This window comes from Erysipelothrix larvae (genome assembly GCF_001545095.1).
Lineage (GTDB): Bacteria > Bacillota_I > Bacilli_A > Erysipelotrichales > Erysipelotrichaceae > Erysipelothrix > Erysipelothrix larvae.
The window spans coordinates 102595-120912 of record NZ_CP013213.1 but is presented as its reverse complement, the minus strand read 5'-3'; the positions used below and the strand labels follow the sequence as shown (position 1 = coordinate 120912).

The window sequence follows — 18318 nt, the reverse complement described above, 5'->3', positions numbered from 1 at the left end:
ATCATCCTTTCGCTAGTATTTTATTTAAGTAATGACCTGTATAGCTTGTTTCGCATTTCGCAACTTTTTCTGGAGTTCCACTGACAAGAATTGTCCCACCACGTGTTCCACCTTCAGGCCCCATATCTATAATATAATCGCTTGACTTAATTACATCAAGGTTATGTTCAATTACAAGCACGGTATCGCCTTGATCAACAATGCGTTGTAAGACACCAATCAACTTCTCTACATCATATGAGTGAAGGCCTGTCGTAGGCTCATCCAACACAAACATCGTTTTCCCTGTGGAAGGGCGTTGAAGTTCACTCGCGAGTTTAACACGCTGTGCTTCTCCACCCGATAATGTCGTCGCACTTTGCCCAAGTTTAATATAGTCAAGGCCGACATCACATAAGGTTTGCAATCCATTTTTTATCTTAGGGATTGCACTAAAGAAATCAATTGCTTCCAAAATACTCATATCCAATACATCAAATATTGTCTTGTCTTTATAAGTAATGCTGAGGGTTTCGTCGTTGTAACGTTTTCCATCACATTCACTACACTTCACGTAAACATCTGGTAAAAAATGCATTGAAATACGCTTTACACCATCACCCTTACACGTTTCACAGCGTCCGCCAGGAATGTTAAAGGAGAATCGTCCTTTATCATACCCCCGCATTTTTGCTTCGGGTGTGCGTGCAAACAACTCACGAATGTCATCAAATACTCCGGTATACGTTACAGGGTTTGATCGTGGAGTTCTCCCGATTGGATTTTGATCGATTGTTATTAATTTGTCAATGTTCTCAAGACCCTTGATTTTCTTATGTTTACCCGGCTTGATACGCTGACGTCCAAGCTCATGATAAATTGCCTTTGATAATACTTCATTCACTAACGAAGATTTACCACTACCACTCACTCCCGTGACTGAAATAAAGGTTCCAAGTGGGAACTTAACATTCACATTTTTAAGATTATTTTCTTGTGCTCCTACAACTTCTAGGAACAACTTATTCCCTTTGCGTCTTTTCTTAGGCACTTCTATTTTACGCACACCACTTAAATACTGACCCGTAATAGACTCTTTTGTATTCTTAATCACTTCAAGTGGGCCATTTGCAATGACTTCGCCACCTCTTTCACCCGCACCAGGACCAATATCAACAATCCAGTCTGATTCTTCCATTGTTTCTTCATCATGTTCAACAACGATTAAGGTATTTCCTAAATCACGCATACGTTTTAATGTATCAATGAGTCGCGCATTGTCTCGTTGGTGAAGCCCAATTGATGGTTCATCCAAGACGTACAGAACACCCGATAATTGTGATCCGATTTGAGTTGCAAGACGAATCCGTTGTGCTTCTCCTCCCGATAAACTTCCAGCGATACGATCAAGAGTTAGGTATTCAAGTCCAACATTCACTAAGAATTGAAGGCGGTCTTTGATTTCTTTAAGTACAAGCTCAGCAATCTGAGCTTTCATTGGATCAAGTTTGAGATCAATGATAAATTTTAAAGCATCTTCGACTGATTTCTGTGTAAATTCATACAGATTTAACCCACCTACTCTAACTGCCAAGGCAGATTCGTTCAGTCTACTTCCATGACAAACACTACATACTGCTTCTGACATAAAGGATGCATACCATTCACGTGAAGATGATGATGTTGTTTCACGATGTCTTCGTTCAATCATCCGTGCAACACCTTCAAGCGGCTCATTGCGTTGGAAGACATTTCCAGAACGTGATTCGATTTTGTACTTCACAGGAACCTGACTTCCGTTTAGTAAAATATCCATTTGTTTCCCGGTTAAACTTTTTAGCGGTTTATCAATATCTACTTTTGCGAAGTTACATAATATCTCAAATGTTTGCCATTCAATATTCTGGGTATTCACAATGTTCTTGTAGTAACGAATACCCCCTTTTGAGATAGGCAAACTTGGATCTGGAATCAAGAAATCCTCATCCACTGACTGTGTAAATCCAAGGCCATTACAATTATGACATGCTCCAAGTGGTGCATTGAATGAGAACAGACGTGGTTCAATATGTGAAATACTAAATCCACAGATTGGACATGAGAATGTGTTTGAAAACACGATAATCTCATCGCCTATCTTCACGTTCAGAATCCCTTCACTCAGTTTTAATACAGTTTCAATTGAATCGTTTAGACGATAACGGCTATCGTCACGTTTCACAATACGGTCAACAACTACGGAAATCGTATGTTTCTTATTTTTTTCTAATTCAATCGGTTCTTCTAAAAGGTGTAATTCACCATCAATATAGGTTCGTAAATATCCCTCTTTTCGAAGTGAATCCAACAAATCTTTGTGTTCCCCTTTTTGATCTTTTACCACGGGCGCTAATAGTTCGAGTCGAGATCCATCTTCATATTCCATAATACGATCTACCATTTGCTTCACAGTTTGTGATGTAATTTCAATATTATGATGTGGACAATATGGCGTCCCTACACGCGCATAAAGAAGTCGTAAATAGTCGTAAATTTCAGTTACAGTCCCCACTGTAGAACGCGGATTATTGCTTGTTGTCTTTTGGTCAATCGCGATTGCAGGCGAAAGTCCTTCAATGACTTCAACATCCGGTTTTTCCATGTTATCAAGAAATTGACGAGCATATGAGCTAAGGGATTCCACATATCTACGTTGTCCTTCTGCGTAAATTGTATCAAATGCAAGAGAAGTCTTTCCTGAACCTGATAAACCAGTCATAATGACAAGCTTATCTCGAGGTATCTCTAAAGAGATATTCTTCAAGTTATTCTCTTTTGCCCCCTTTATAATGATTTTATCGTTTTTCATAAACCCTCCGAGTCTTTTGTTATTATATCACGATTATGTGCGTTTCAATAGCATCACGAACTGGCAAAAAAGAAACAGTTCCCTGCTTCTTAATCTAAATACATATGATAGAGTTTTGCAATCTTAGAATCATCTAAATCGAGTTTATTATAAAGAAAATTCGTTCTGTTTCCAAAATTATCATCAATTAATTTTATCGCGTGTTTAAGATAGGATTCCTTTACACGTAGCATTTCATACATGTTTTGAACCAATGGTTCTGATACACCTTGTTCTCTAAGCTCGTTAATTCTAATTTGGTTATCATGTTCCCTTAACTCATTTGTAAGCAAATAGTCTTCCATGATTGTATCATCATCTACATTTAAAGCTGTTAACAAATAGAGTGCAGCAATCCCCGTACGGTCTTTCCCTGCAAAGCAATGCCATAACAATGATCCGCCTTCTTGGTTTAATAGGATATCAAAAAATTGACGGTACTGTGATATTGCATTGTCGCTAAGAATAAATGATTCATATGAACGCATTAAAGACTCATCTGCTGATACATTGGAGAGATATTCAAGGAAGGCTTCTTGAGTCGTGGAATATTCCGCACCTCCAGAAACATCGAGTAAGTGATTCGTTGCTCCCTGTATCTCAGAATTTGGACTCTTTTCTGCTTCAATTGGGCGTCTTAAATCCACGATAGTCTTGAGTTGATAGACGGTTTCAAGGGTTTGAATTTCTTGGCTTGGAAGGTCATATAATTGACCACTACGCAATAATTTATAAGGCTTAATCGATTTCCCTTCCTGATTCTTCATGCCACCCAAATCTCTAAAGTTAGACAATTTCACAAATGTTTTATCAACCATATAAGCACCTCCGTAATGTGTACTATTATATCAAAAATCCAAACCTTTTAGTATACATTTAAGAAACCTTCCCCTCAAATCCATTGTTCTTTATCAAATCTTAGGAATCAAAAATGACATGCTGTGATAAGGTAATATCGCAAAGCATCTCCCTACTTCATGAACCGATTGATTAATTTATGTGAACCCAGGACATAAAGAAAACGGCATCTGCCGTTTTTCTTACATCAAACTCTTATATAGATCAATATACTGATCTGCGGATTTATCCCATCCAAAATCTTGACGCATAGCATGCCGTACAAGCCGCGTGTATGCTGGTTTGCGACGGTAAACTTCAAGCGCTTCATCAATCATGTGCATCATGACTTCAGCTGAGAAGATATTAAAGCTAAAGCCCGTTCCTTTTTCTTCAAAGCGGTTGTAAGGTTCTACTGTGTCTTTAAGCCCACCTGTTTCATGAACGATTGGAATTGATCCATAACGCAGTGCGATCAACTGTGAAAGTCCACATGGTTCAAATGCAGAAGGCATTAGGAAGAAATCGCTGGCTGCATAGATTTGTTGTGCAAGCGATGCATCAAATTCTATCCGAGCAGACATCTTATGTGGATATCTTCCTGCCATTTCTTTATAGTAGGACTCATATTCATACTCACCGGTTCCTAACACAACATATTGTACTTCACGTTGCATCAGTGGCTCTAACACTGCAGAAACAAGTTGGAATCCTTTCTGGTCCGTTAATCGACTGATACTTGCGATCATTGGAATGTTTGGATTCACTTCAAGCCCTAATAGTTTTTGAAGTTCTTGTTTATGTCTGTATTTCCCGGGTAATCGTTTATCAGAGTAATTATCAAATAATGCATTGTCCGTTGCTGGATTATAGAGATCTGTATCAATACCATTCAAAATCCCATGGAGTTTCCAATCATTGAAACGCAACACACCATCAAGGGTTTCCCCAAACTCTGATGTTTTGATTTCTTCAGCATATTGTGGGCTTACTGTAGTCACACAATCTGCATATTGGATCCCACCTTGAAGGAAGTTTACTTTATCATAGTATTTTACACCTTGATCCACAAAGCTTTCCATACCAATCCCAAAGCAACTCTCAAGGATGATTGGGTTATATATCCCTTGGAACTTAAGGTTGTGGATTGTTAATACTTTTCGAATATTCTTGAGTGGTTCCATCCATGAATACTTATGCACAAGCAACATAGGAATCATTGCTGTGTGCCAGTCATGCACGTGAATAATATTTGGTACAATACTGAGACGATCCATAATCTCGCATACTGCCATCGAAAAGTAGGCAAAGCGTTCTCCATCATCCCAATGTCCATAGAGTCCTTCACGCTTAAAGAAGGATTCATTATCTACAAAATAATACGTAACCCCTTCTAACACAAGCTTTTTAACACCACAATAAACATGCCTCCACCCCATCTTTATTTTAAAATCTAAGATATGTTCAACAGCATCGCGATATTTATCAGGGATTTGGCTATAGAATGGTAAAATCACTTCTACTTCAATCCCTTTTTCAATTAATGTTTTTGGCAAAGCACCCACTACATCCGCAAGACCACCAGTCTTTACAAACGGCACGCACTCTGCAGCTGCAAAGAGTACTTTCATAGTTTATCTCCTAATTGAATGTGTGCCTTCTTGCTTATTACAATTGGATTATCGGCGGTTCCAACAATTTGCACACCGGATTCAACCACAACCCCTTTGTCCAAAATAGCATATTCAATCCGTGATCCGCGCTTAACCTTAGCACCTGCACCAATTACTGAATTTCCTACAAATGCTTCTGGTTCAATCAATGTTTTTCTTGATATAATTGAGTTTTCAACATGCCCTTCAATGATGCATCCTGTTGCTATCTGCGCATTTTTTACCACCGCATTTTCACCATAATAGGTCGGTGCTCCACTCTTTGAACGTGTTACGATACAGTTGTCGCCTTTGTGTAGTGAGTCAAAGATTTCTGGTCGTAACATTGACATATTTGCATCGTAGTATGCTTGAACGGATGTAATTTTCGCAAGATATCCTTCATATTCATAGAAACGAACTGGATATTTTGTAAGGTTTGCACGAACTAAGGATCCAATATCTACTAAGTAACCTTCTCTTTCTGCTGTTTCAAAAATATCAAAGAGTGTTGTACGATTAATTACGTATACACCACAGTCTACCGCTACATTTTCTTCAGATACAGTAGACATAAGTTCTATGTCTAAAAGTGATTTATCATCGCCAATGACATAAACTGCTTCTGTTTCTGCATCAATTGCAGCTTGTAATGGCATTTTCTTATAGGCAACTGTAATTTCACCTTCATGTTGTTCATGCCAATTCAGCACTTCAACTAAATCAATATTATGCACAGCATCGCCTTCCATAATGACAACATAATCAGCATATGCACGGTCAGTAAACATCATATGATTTTCATAAAAACTTTCGTTTTGTTGGTGAATTAAATAATCCGCTAATTTCCGACGTTGGTGAGAGTATGTAAATACCCCTCCATAAAGCGATCCATCGAGATCCCAATCACGTCCACTGCGAATATGGTCATAAATTGAACGACCACTTTCTTCAATGAAAATCGCAACAGACTCAAGGTTTGCTTGAGACACACTTGACAACATAAAGTCGATAATACGATACCTTCCATCAAATGGTAGTGCGGCAATTGGACGATGATCTGTTAATGGTTTTAACTTAACTTCTTGCCCTGCAAGATTAATAATTGCACATACTTTACTGATTCTCATACTACACCTCCACGACCACTTCACGGTAACCAATTACTTCAATATTATTTTCTTGACCTACAATTCTTACATTGTCTTTAATGATTGCACCTTCACCAACGATCGCATATTCAACAACCGCACCATCTTTGATTTGCGCACCTGGCAATACAACAGAATTACGTACAATAGCACCTTTGCCTACATTCACAAAAGGCGAAAGAATTGAAGATTCTACTGTACCGTTGATTGAACATCCATCAACAACAAGCGAGCGTGATATCACCGCTGATTCTTTAATAAATTGGGGTGGTGCCACAACTGATTTTGTATATACTGGCCAGCTTTCATCACGAATATCAAGTTCATGATTTGGGTTGATAAAGTCCATGTTTGCTTCCCAAAGACTTTCAATCGTTCCAACATCTTTCCAATACCCTTTAAATCCAAACGCATATACACGCTCTTTATTTTCAATATAGGCAGGAATCACATGTTTTCCAAAGTCTAACATATATCCTTCTTTTGCTTGGTCATCCACTAAATAATGGCGGAGCTTCTTCCAGCTAAAGATATAGATTCCCATCGACGCAAGATTTCCTTTTGGATGTTCCGGTTTTTCTTGGAACTCTACAATGCGGTTTTCTTCGTCAGTAGCCATAATACCAAATCGTGAAGCTTCTTCCATTGGCACTTCTAAAACAGCGACTGTTAAGTCCGCATCATTCTTCTTATGTTCTTCAAGCATTTTGTCATAGTTCATTTTGTAAATATGGTCGCCCGATAAAATCAGCACAAATTCAGGATTCTTCGAGTCAATGTATGCAAGGTTTTGGTAAATCGCATTTGCAGTCCCTTTAAACCATTGATCACCATCAATGCTTGAGTATGGTTGAAGAATTTGAACACTTGTGTTCTGTCTGTCAAGACCCCATGATGCACCTTTCCCAATATGTTCGTTCAGTTCGAGTGGTTGGTATTGTGTTACCACACCCACATCAAAAACATTTGAATTTGCGCAGTTGCTTAATGCAAAATCAATGATACGATATCGCCCTCCAAATGGAACCGCTGGTTTTGCAGTCTCACGTGTTAATTTCCCTAAACGTGACCCTTGTCCTCCCGCGAGGATCATTGCTAACATTTCATTCTTCATAAGTCTATTTCCTCTCTAGTATTAATACCCCGTACGCTGGTACGACTAATTCAACTGAATATGGTTGGGAATCATGTGGTACTTCTTCTGCCTTGACGTTTTGATCATACCAAACCCATGAACCTCCAAACTCTCGTGATTCTGAATTAATGCGAATGCTGTACTCCCCCAAATTACTCACACCGACTCGGTGTGCTTTATGTTCGATTGGCTCAAGGTTAATTACTGCATATATTGACCGCTTCGAACTGTTTCTTTTTAAGGCGATAATCAATGGATTATCGTGACTTGCCTGGAGTATGGTTAATCCTTCAGGCTGATACTCAAGCTCATAAAACTCGTCATTTTCTAAATATAGATAATTGAGTGTTCTTACAAAATGTTGGTATTCCCGGTTATATTCATACCCAAGTACACCCCATTCCAATTCTTCATAATAGCGCCATTCGAGATATTGACCTAACTCATTTCCCATAAAGTTAAGTTTTTTCCCTGGAAGGAACATCATTAATCCATAAAGAACTTTCAATTGGGCAAATTGGTTATATCGATCGCCTGGCATTTTCGCAAGTAATGATCGCTTTCCATGGACGACTTCATCATGTGATAGTGCCAAAATGTAGCGCTCGTTATATTGATACATAAATACAAACGTCGCCAATTGCATATGGTGAACGCGATACAGTGGATCCAATTCAAAGAATCGCAAGATATCATTCATCCATCCCATATTCCATTTGTAATCAAATCCTAATCCCGTTTCACCCGTGTTTTTTGTGATGCCATTCCATGCAGTGCTTTCTTCCGCAACTGTGAAAGCAGTCGTTTCGGTGTGGATTAAGTAATTTAGTTCTTTCAAGAACTTAACACCCTTGTGATTTATATTGGTCCCATCCTCATTGAGAACGTGTGGTGGTAAATCATAATCAAGATAGAGCATGTTTGATACTGCATCAACGCGAATTCCATCAACGTGGAACTCATGAATCCAGTACATTGCACTTGAGAACAAGAAGCTCTTCACTTCATTTCGACCAAGGTCAAAGTTTCTTGCACCCCACCGTTGATTCATAGCACATATTTCATTTTGATATTCAAAGGTGTTGGTCCCATCAAAACTAGCAAGTGCATCACTGTTTTGACAGAAATGACCGGGCACCCAATCTAAGATTACACCAATCCCATTACGGTGCGCCTCGTTTACAAAATGACGTAGCCCTTGTTTATCACCATAGCGTGAAGCAACTGCAAAATATCCTGTAATTTGATATCCCCACGAAGCATCTAATGGATGTTCCATAAGCGGCATAAACTCGATATGCGTATATCCCATTTCTTTAACATACGGAACTAGTTTATCGGCTAACTCATAGAATGAATACGCCGACCCGTCATAATGACGCATCCATGATGAAGCATGGACTTCATAAATATTTAGCGGACGACTATCGGAATCCACTGCTTTATTTTGTTCATACCAGGCTTCATCTGTCCAAATAAATTCAGGTTCGAAGTAGATTATCGAAGCATTCTGAGGTGGCATCTCAAACTTTTGGGCAAATGGATCAATTTTCATATGATGGTTATCATTTTGATCGACAATTAAATACTTGTAATGATTCCCTTCATACACATTGTTTACGTGTGCCACCCAAACACCACTTTGAAACAACGGTTCCATCCATATTGGTTCCCAATTTGAGAAATCGCCAACTACGGCAACACCTTTTGCACAAGGAGCCCAGACACTAAATCGAACGCCATCACCATCTCTATGCGCTCCTAATATTTTATAAATATGGATGTGCTTCCCTTCATTAAAAGAAAGCACTTCATCTAACAAACGTGTCTCTTTCACATCGCTCCCCCTTCTCTATAAAAAAGACTATTCAAAACGTGCAATTTAAAAAATCGACGTGAATAGTCTAGTGCATGACTAAAGAACGGTAGAGTATGAATATTCAAGCTAATGTCCCTTACAAACATTTTATACACATCCTTTATTCACTATTTTTTTCTTTTTTAGTCGGAGTTTCCGTTTCATCTCGCCCTAAAGATGCGAGTTGGTCTCTCACTTTAACGAAGAAAACTTGGTATCCGCAATAGAGTACAAGAAACACCCCCAAAACTATAAACATGTAGCTCATATAGATACCACTTTGTCCGCTTCCATAAACAGGTTCACCATCAAGCACTGCGACTCCATTTGTATAGAGCATCACAATCCCTAGAATCATAAACCCTAAGTTAAGCGGTTTCGATATAAGTATTGTAATTGTTTGAAGTGTAATCGATAGATTTCCTTTATCTCCAGGTCTTTGATTTCTACCCATAATTTTACCTCATTTTATACATCACTTACTTCTAACTTTATTATTACATATTTTCATCTTAATAACATTAAAAAATGTGCTTTTTTGAGAAACATTTGTATAAATTTATTCTCTGACCAAACAAAAAATTTCATAATATTTGTAAGGGCTTTTAGTATATTAATCATTTACTCTACGCGACTTTACATACTTATTAAACGATTTTATGGTTGCGTTTACATTTTTTAGGTCATTTCGTGCATCATTCGATCGTTTTACACCTTTAAATTCCAAGTTCTTTTATCTCGATTTTTTTAGTTTTTGACAATAATTCTATTTATATCGGGAACACTAAAAAAAAAGCAACACCATTGCTGATGTTGCTTGATTTACTTATCGCACCGTGCCATTTGATGCAATAAGCTCTTTGTACCAATAAAAAGATTTCTTTTTATAACGATCCAGGGTGCCACTGCCATCGTTATTTTTATCAACATAAATAAACCCATAACGTTTTTTCATCTCACCAGTTCCTGCAGAGATTAAATCAATCGGTCCCCACATAGTATATCCCATGAGATCTACGCCATCCTTAATTGATGCTTCCATCGCCTCAACATGTTGTCTCATATAATCAATACGATAGTCATCATTCACTGTCCCATCAATCAATTCATCATGTGCCCCGAAGCCATTTTCAACAACCATCAAAGGAATCTTATAACGATCATAGAGTTTGTTTAGGGTGTAGCGTAATCCAAGAGGATCAATTTGCCATCCCCATTCACTTGCCTTAAGATATGGATTTTTCACACCACCCATTAGATTTCCACCGGTCAATTCTGTGCTGTCTTGAGCTGTTTTACAGTTTGACATATAATATGAAAACGAATAGAAGTCAACAGTGCCTTCTTTGAGAATCTTTTCATCACCATCTTCACACTGAATTGTTATGTTATGTGTTTTGAAGTAGTCTTGCATATAGTAAGGATATTCACCCTTTACTTGTAAATCAGCACAGAAATTATTCATAAAGTTCTCATATTGTTGTGTCAAGAGAACATCTTCAGGATTTGGAGTGAGTGGGTACATTGTGATATACGCAATCATATTCCCGATTTTAAACTCCGGATTAATCTTATGCCCTTCAATGACCGTTTTAGCACTTGCTAGAAACACATGGTGCAATGCTTGGAACTGTTGTTGTGGATTTGTGATTTTACCCTTCATTGCGTCTTCATCATAAATTCCCAACACCTTCAACTGACCTTTTGGTAGCATACCAAAGTTAATCTCGTTAAACGTGAGCCAATACTTAACCTTGTCTTTGTAGCGTTTCATTACGGTTGTTGCATACTTTACAAACACATCAATCGTCTTGCGATTTGAGAACCCATTATATGTATTCACAATTCCCATGGGTACTTCAAAATGACTGAGTGTAACAAGGGGTTCAATACCATGTTTCAAACATGCATCAAACACTTTATCGTAATGCTCAAGTCCCTTTTCATTTGGAACTGAATCATCGCCATTTGGAAAAATTCGAGACCATGCAATTGACATTCGGTATACTTTGAATCCCATCTCCCCAAAAAGAGCAATATCTTCTTCAAACCGATGATAATGATCAATCGCTTCATGACTTGGGTAATATTGATTCCCATCGATTATTTTATCGAAAATGCGGGGTGTCTTTACATCCCCACCACGACTATGATCACAGATGCTTGGTCCTTTACCGTCTACGTTCCATGCGCCTTCGCATTGATTCGCAGCTGTAGCACCTCCCCATAAAAATCCCTTTGGAAAACTCATCTTAATCATCCTTCCTATTTAAAGATTGCTGTGATACATTGCTCCCCATGATTTATCGTTTTTACTGTTTCAGAAACAACATCTAGATAATCATTGGTATTCGTAATAATCACAGGTGTAACAACTGAATACCCTTCATTTTTAATTGCTTCAATATCAAAGCTAACAAGTGGTTGACCCACTTTTACACGATCTCCTTGATTTACATGACTTTCAAAGAATTTACCATCAAGTTGTACGGTATCCATACCAATATGAATCAACACTTCGGTCCCTTGTTCCGAAACAATTCCTACTGCATGTTTTGTTGGGAACATTACTGTAACATGACCATCACAAGGTGCATAAACTGTTCCTTCTTTAGGGTTAACTGCTAAGCCTTTCCCCAAAGTCTCTGTTGAGAATGCTGGATCAGATACCTTTGTAAGTTCAACAACATCACCACTTAACGGACTCATGATCACGTCTTTTCCACCTTTTTCCTTTTTTGGAGCGTCTGGTTGCGGTGCTTCGTCTTCATCTTTATAGATGACATATGTTGCGATAAATGATAAAGCAACTGCTACTGCGATCGATATTAACATACCATTCATATTCTTCATTCCAGCATCCACTGAGATATATCCTGGGAATGAGAAGACACCCAATCCAGCCATACTTACACGTTGGACATCAAGTGCTCCTGCAACAGCACCACCACACGCTGCACCAATACAAGAAATGATAAAGTACTTAATGCGTGGCAAGGTAACACCATAGATCGCTGGTTCAGTAACGCCAAAGATTCCGGATACCCATGCTGGAAACGCAATTTCACGTAATTTCTTATTCTTTGTTTTTAGCCAAATTGCGATTACAACTGCTGTTTGTGCAAAGGATACAACCCCAATATATGCCATGAATTGGTCAGGGATTCCTGCCATTAAATTAGAAATTGAAGGAATGATCAACATCATATGCACTCCAAAGAGTACAAGAACTTGCCATAATGCACCCGATACAAATCCAGCAACTATTGGACTTAGATTAATCAATTGATTAATTCCCATACTCAACCAAATACTAATTTGATTTGCTGCAGGTCCTATAAGTAAGAAACCAACTGGTACAACTGTTAAGAGTACACAGACCGGTGTCAAGAATGTCTTTACTACATCAGGAATAACCTTGTTGAAGAACCGTTCAACCGGTGATGCAACCAAGATGATTAGAAGTGCTGGAAATACAGTTTGTGTATAACTAGCATTAATAGTATGACCAAAGAATGTTAAGTCAACTCCATTGATGGTAGGCATACATAAAATTGCACCAATTGCCATCGCAAGATAACGATTCATCTTTGTTTTACTTGCAATATTATATGAAATAAAGATTGGGAAGAAATGCATCATACCCTTTCCAATTGCATCAACCATAATTTGCATTGAAGATCCTTGTGCGTAAATTCCAGTTACGACACAGATTGAGTTAAGCCCTTGAATAATCCCAGAAGCAGAAAGAATCCCAATGGACGGTCCCATAATCGCCATGATATATTCAAAAACAATATCTTTTGCCTTCTTCTTTGTTTTAGGTGCTTCACGGTCTGTAGACAGCCCTGTTTGATCAAGCACTTCTTTATATACATCAGGAACATGATTCCCAATCACAATTTGATATTGTCCAGCACTCTTCACGACAGTTACAACACCATCTATGTTCTTAACAATGTCATCATTTGCCTTTGATTCATCTCTTAAATAAAACCGCAGACGTGTTACACAGTGTGTGACTGTGTTTATATTATCGACTCCGCCAATATTTTTGACGATATTATTTACTAATTCAGTATACTTTCCCATATTAAACCCTCCGTTTTCATATCGTATAGGAAATACGTTATCTCGAAGGTTTAGCCAACTTAATGTCACTATCCAATAGCTTAAGTCTTATGACCCGTAAATCAGACGCTGAATGTGAATCGTTAGATAGAGAATTTCTTCCCCAGATAATGAATAATTATATTGCTTTAAAATAAAGCGTTTGATTTCGTTTGCACAATCGTATGAATTCTTGTACTTTCGCTTAACCAACTCAAGCAGCTCATCGTCATCACTTCCATCATACGTTTTTCGATCAACAAGCCGTTGCGCAAAGAACTTGATATGTGTGATGTATCGATAGAAATGTACGGTTGATTCATCAATCTTTACTTTAAAAAAATATCGAATTACATTGGTTACTTCTTGAAGTATCTTTGTAATCTCAACAATATGTTCCATTGTTGAGCCCACTTCTGCATTCACAAAGTGAAGTGCAATAAACCCTGCTTCATCATCAAGAAGTGATACACCAAAGCGTTCTTGAATCAATGCTTGAGTCATCATTCCAATTTCATACTCCATTGGGTAGAAATGCTTAATATCCCATAAGAGTGCATTTCTTAACTGAATCCCCTCGCGCGCTCGTGAAATTGCCTGATAAATATGATCAGAAAGCGTTATATAGACAATATCACTTAATGGCTTCCCCATTTTAGTCTTCGCATCACGCACGATTTCATCACTTAAGGTCAAGTACTCCATTGGAATTTCTTGCAACAAATCATAGTAATGATTCCGATTAGCATTCCCTTCAAGGCGAAACAGCTTGTCTACTTTTTGATCACTAACAGTATCTCCCACTCTTCGTCCAAAAGCCAAACCAGAACCCATTGCTACAACTTCTCGCCCATCCTCATCGATTGAAACGATTACGTTATTATTCAATATCTTTATTATTTTCAAATCACCACCCCCCATTTAAATAAAAAACCTACAAGAAAAAGATGTAGGTTTAGCTCGTGTTGTTTCACAATCACTATCCGATATCAACATGATAGCACTTTCAGTCAATATTGCAAGCATGTGGATGAATTATAAAGAGAATCTAACATCATGAATTTTTATAGCCATAATTCACATCAATTGAGCATCTTATTGTACAAGATCAAATATTTCTCAAAGTTATATCATAAAAATGACTAAAAAAGCGGATTGTGCGTTAACACTCAATCCACCTTCTGTGTCATTACCCTATCATATTCCTATTATTTGTAAGAAATAACAAAGAATATCTACAGGTACTAATTTATTACTCTACTCATGAACTTCGCGTTCTTTTTCCAATGCATGTCTTCTTAAATAAATTCTTCCTGAAGCAAACAACAATAAAGTACCCACACCTAAGCACAAGCCAGCGGTTATGTTCAAGGCTAAATTCCTATGGAGAATATTGAATCCATTAATTACATTGATAAGGCCCAACAATCCCAGTATGAGTATATTTTGATTTAGATGTTTTATACGTGAGTCAATATCAGAGAAAAGTTCAAACCCTTTATCATCATAGACTTTTCTAAAATACACCCAATTGAAATATGACGCAACATATTCAGCCCCTGTTTCCTCAACAAACCCGATGTAATCTTCACGATCTTCGCGTGTTTGGTTATTTTCAAGCATTTGGATCCGGTAGATATAGTGTGCTTCTTCTTTTTCTTCAAAGATATATTTTAAGAATTTAACATCCGTTAATTGATATCCCTTTTTTGACATTTCATTGAGCCACGCTTCTTCCTTTTCAAAAGCCCATGCTCCAAACATTCTGTATTTAGTTATTGACATTATGTTGCCCTCCTACCATGGTTTCCCCATTTTCTAGTAGCTCTCTTAACCTTTTGATTTCTTGTTTTAGGACCTCAGTCCCCGCCGCAGTGATTTCATATTCTTTTTTCCTGCTGCTTTTCTCTCCTTCTAGTGCATTGATCCATCCTTTGTCTTGAAGCGTATTCAAAGCACCATAGAGCGTTCCCGCTGCAAGTTTGACACGTCCCTTTGACAATTCCTCAACCTTTTGCATGATCCCATAACCGTGTAATGGGCTAAAAAGAGATAATAGAATATAGTAGACTGCTTCTGTTAATGCTATGTTGTCATTTCCCATTTATATCACCTTTCGTTATATCGCCTTCCGATATATATACTATAACGGCAACCGATATACTTGTCAAGCCCTAAAACTATATTTTTCTTTAATGCTTATTATTTTTATATTTGATATAATAAATCTGGTGATTTTATGAAACTAACTATTTTAGCAACAACAGATATCCATGGGCGTATATACCCTACAGACTATACCTCAAGAGACAATGTCTCTTCTTTTGGTCTATCCCGATTTTCTACCTATGTTAAAAAAATGAGAGAACGTGAAGATATTATTCTTGTGGATAATGGTGACTCTTTTCAAGGAACCCCTCTCACTGCATATGCACACCAACATCCAAACTCATACATGAATCCTTCAGCATATGCATTTAATGTACTAAACTATGATTTTTTGAATCTTGGAAATCATGATTTTAATTATGGTCCTAAAATTCTCAAGAAGTATATCGATGAGGTAAAGGCTCCGCTTCTTACATCAAACGTTCTCATTGATGGAACCCTTCAAGGTTCAACTCAAGTGATTGAGCGTGGTGGCAAAAAAATCGCATTTATTGGTGTCGTCACACACTATATCCCAAACTGGGAGCGTGAAAGTTATATTAAAAACATGCAATTTCTAGACGCGTATCAAACAATGGCTCGAGAAGTTGCACGGGTTAAGAATCATGTAGATCTTGTAATTGGAATGTACCACGGTGGACTCGAACGCGACCCTAAAACAGGCGAACCCACTGAACGACAAACTGGAGAAAATCAGGGGTATCAAATGTGCAGCATCGAGGGTCTTGACATACTCATTACAGGACATCAACATCGATCACTCGTTGAGCGCATTAATGGTGTTCTTGTAACACAGACAACATACAATGCAATTGAATTTGCGCAAATTGAAGTTGATCTTGACACACTTGACAACAAAGCACACATTCTTCATACCAGTGAATTACCAGTTGATGAACATTTCTTGGAACCTTTAAACCTTCTTCAATCACGGGTCCAAAATTGGTTGGATAAAGACATTGGTGTAATAGATGATATGTCACCTTCCTTAATTATCGACGATGAATTTGAAGCACGTCTCCATAAACATCCCCTTGTCTCCTTTATTAATCAAGTACAAACATGGAAGACAGGCGCTACGCTAAGCGCAGTAGCCTTATTTAATGGAGCGATTGGCTTTGGGAAACACATCACAATGCGTGAGCTTGTAAGCACCTATATTTTCCCCAATACCCTTGTTGTGAAGAAGATGACGGGTAAAACAATTAAAGAAATGATTGAGTTTTCTGCACTTTATTATGTGCTCGACGATAACGGAAATATTGCAGTCAACCCACGTTATGTAACACCCAAACCACAACATTATAACTACGATATGCTTGATGGAATTGAATATACACTCAACATCTCAAATCCTAAATTTCACCGCATTGAGTCCATTACTCATAACGGAAATCCCCTAGATGATGATGATGAATTTTCTGTAGCTATGAATAACTACCGTGCTTCTGGGGGTGGAAACTACGCCATGGTTTCTGAGTGCGAAACAATTCTTGATATTCAAGAAGAAATGCTTGATATTATGGTTGAGTACTTCCAATCCCACACACCAGTACATGTGATTCATCACGACAATATTACAATCACTAACCATTGATGAGACCTTACTTTCATGGATTAGTTTAACCATAACCGTTTTATTTCGATACATACTTTTTAAAGCGAAACTTTAAAAGAAAATGGAGAGCAAAGATGACAGATATACATGCAAAAGCCTTATCACTTCTAAATGAGCGTTTTGGTAAGGATTCACTGATTTCACTTGCGACACTCGATGGGAAGCGTCCATCAGTTCGCATTGTCAACAGTTACTACGAAAACGGGTCTTTTTATACAATTACATATTCACAATCGAATAAAATTAAGGAAATCCATAATAATCCAGAAGTCGCGCTTTGTGGCGAGTGGTTTTCTGGACATGGCTTCGCAGAAGATCTAGGATATATTCTAGACTCCAAAAATATGAATCTTATGTCTAAACTCACTGATGTCTTTTCATCTTGGTATCATAACGGTCATATTGATGAGACTGATCCAAATACGTGTCTTCTTCAAATTAAGCTTACGGATTGTGTTCTTTTTAGTAACGGCACAAAATATGAGATTGACTTTTAATACTGCCTGTATATCTTAGCATTAGAAATTTACGGTCCTAATCACCATGTATCTGATTGACACGCTTTGCTGTATGCTTGTTCTGACTTTGTGTTTTATTTTTGTAGTATTCAACCATCTGTCTAAATACTCATATATCAGAGATAACAGATCTCAGCAACTACATTTAACGCTATGCGCTCTAGGGGATTTATCGATAATCGTCTGTTTTAGCCCTCATTATTGTGTTCCCGTGATATCTCCTATTTTCTAAAACCTGATGGTATTTGCTTATCGATTGTTTGGATAACAATTTTGAAGCAAATAATTTTTGTACACTGTTTAGACATTAACGTCAATTGTTAATTAATCCTAATGTTTAGTATAATGTACGTGAATTTATAGATTGGATATTACTGACTCACGCAATGATTGCGCTATCATTT

14 protein-coding genes are annotated in these 18318 nt (G+C 37.7%); 2 read left to right on the top strand and 12 right to left on the bottom strand.

The genetic code is table 11. From position 1 onward, the window contains the following. Position 1 precedes the first annotated feature (1 nt). From uvrA to AOC36_RS00530, 12 genes are all read right to left on the bottom strand, one after another. On the bottom strand, positions 2–2827 hold the full coding sequence (uvrA, locus tag AOC36_RS00585; protein WP_067629908.1) for an excinuclease ABC subunit UvrA: 2826 nt from the start codon (positions 2825–2827) through the stop codon (positions 2–4). Between the two features lie 89 nt (positions 2828–2916). After that, positions 2917–3684 (bottom strand): tyrosine-protein phosphatase, encoded by a 768-nt coding sequence (locus AOC36_RS00580; RefSeq protein ID WP_067629905.1) that lies wholly within the window; start codon positions 3682–3684, stop codon positions 2917–2919. 222 nt (positions 3685–3906) lie between these two features. After that, positions 3907–5334, bottom strand: coding sequence for a glycogen synthase GlgA (gene glgA, locus AOC36_RS00575; RefSeq protein ID WP_067629903.1), 1428 nt, complete (start codon positions 5332–5334; stop codon positions 3907–3909). After that, positions 5331–6485 (bottom strand): glucose-1-phosphate adenylyltransferase subunit GlgD, encoded by a 1155-nt coding sequence (gene glgD / locus AOC36_RS00570; protein WP_067629900.1) that lies wholly within the window; start codon positions 6483–6485, stop codon positions 5331–5333. The genes glgA and glgD overlap by 4 nt, the downstream gene beginning before the upstream one ends. A 1-nt stretch (position 6486) precedes the next feature. After that, on the bottom strand, positions 6487–7620 hold the full coding sequence (locus AOC36_RS00565; protein WP_067629897.1) for a glucose-1-phosphate adenylyltransferase: 1134 nt from the start codon (positions 7618–7620) through the stop codon (positions 6487–6489). 4 nt (positions 7621–7624) lie between these two features. Then, the gene (gene glgB / locus AOC36_RS00560) at positions 7625–9478 is read right to left on the bottom strand and encodes a 1,4-alpha-glucan branching protein GlgB (RefSeq protein ID WP_067629894.1); all 1854 of its coding nucleotides are present in this window, start codon (positions 9476–9478) and stop codon (positions 7625–7627) included. A gap of 142 nt (positions 9479–9620) precedes the next feature. After that, the gene (locus AOC36_RS00555; RefSeq protein WP_067629892.1) at positions 9621–9953 is read right to left on the bottom strand and encodes a hypothetical protein; all 333 of its coding nucleotides are present in this window, start codon (positions 9951–9953) and stop codon (positions 9621–9623) included. Between the two features lie 372 nt (positions 9954–10325). Further along, positions 10326–11750 carry a glycoside hydrolase family 1 protein gene (locus AOC36_RS00550; RefSeq protein ID WP_067629890.1) on the bottom strand — a complete coding sequence of 475 codons (1425 nt, stop codon included), beginning with the start codon at positions 11748–11750 and terminating at the stop codon, positions 10326–10328. A 14-nt stretch (positions 11751–11764) separates the two neighbouring features. After that, positions 11765–13591, bottom strand: a complete 1827-nt coding sequence (locus tag AOC36_RS00545) for a beta-glucoside-specific PTS transporter subunit IIABC (protein ID WP_067629885.1) — start codon at positions 13589–13591, stop codon at positions 11765–11767. Between the two features lie 87 nt (positions 13592–13678). Continuing rightward, entirely contained in the window at positions 13679–14515 is an 837-nt protein-coding gene (gene licT / locus AOC36_RS00540; RefSeq protein WP_067634522.1) for a BglG family transcription antiterminator LicT, read from the bottom strand. Between the two features lie 351 nt (positions 14516–14866). Then, a complete protein-coding gene (locus AOC36_RS00535; RefSeq protein WP_067629882.1) occupies positions 14867–15394 on the bottom strand; it encodes a DUF2812 domain-containing protein in 528 nt (175 codons plus the stop codon). Then, positions 15381–15713, bottom strand: a complete 333-nt coding sequence (locus AOC36_RS00530) for a PadR family transcriptional regulator (RefSeq protein ID WP_067629879.1) — start codon at positions 15711–15713, stop codon at positions 15381–15383. Before AOC36_RS00530 ends, AOC36_RS00535 begins: the two co-directional genes overlap by 14 nt. Positions 15714–15848: 135 nt before the next feature. On the opposite strand from AOC36_RS00530, the gene AOC36_RS00525 reads away from it, so the two are divergent. Both AOC36_RS00525 and AOC36_RS00520 read left to right on the top strand, forming a co-directional pair. Continuing rightward, the gene (locus AOC36_RS00525; RefSeq protein WP_067629876.1) at positions 15849–17375 is read left to right on the top strand and encodes a bifunctional metallophosphatase/5'-nucleotidase; all 1527 of its coding nucleotides are present in this window, start codon (positions 15849–15851) and stop codon (positions 17373–17375) included. A 95-nt stretch (positions 17376–17470) separates the two neighbouring features. Then, complete coding sequence (locus AOC36_RS00520) at positions 17471–17893, top strand: pyridoxamine 5'-phosphate oxidase family protein (RefSeq protein ID WP_067629873.1); 423 nt, start codon at positions 17471–17473, stop codon at positions 17891–17893. The last annotated feature ends 425 nt before the right edge of the window (positions 17894–18318 follow it).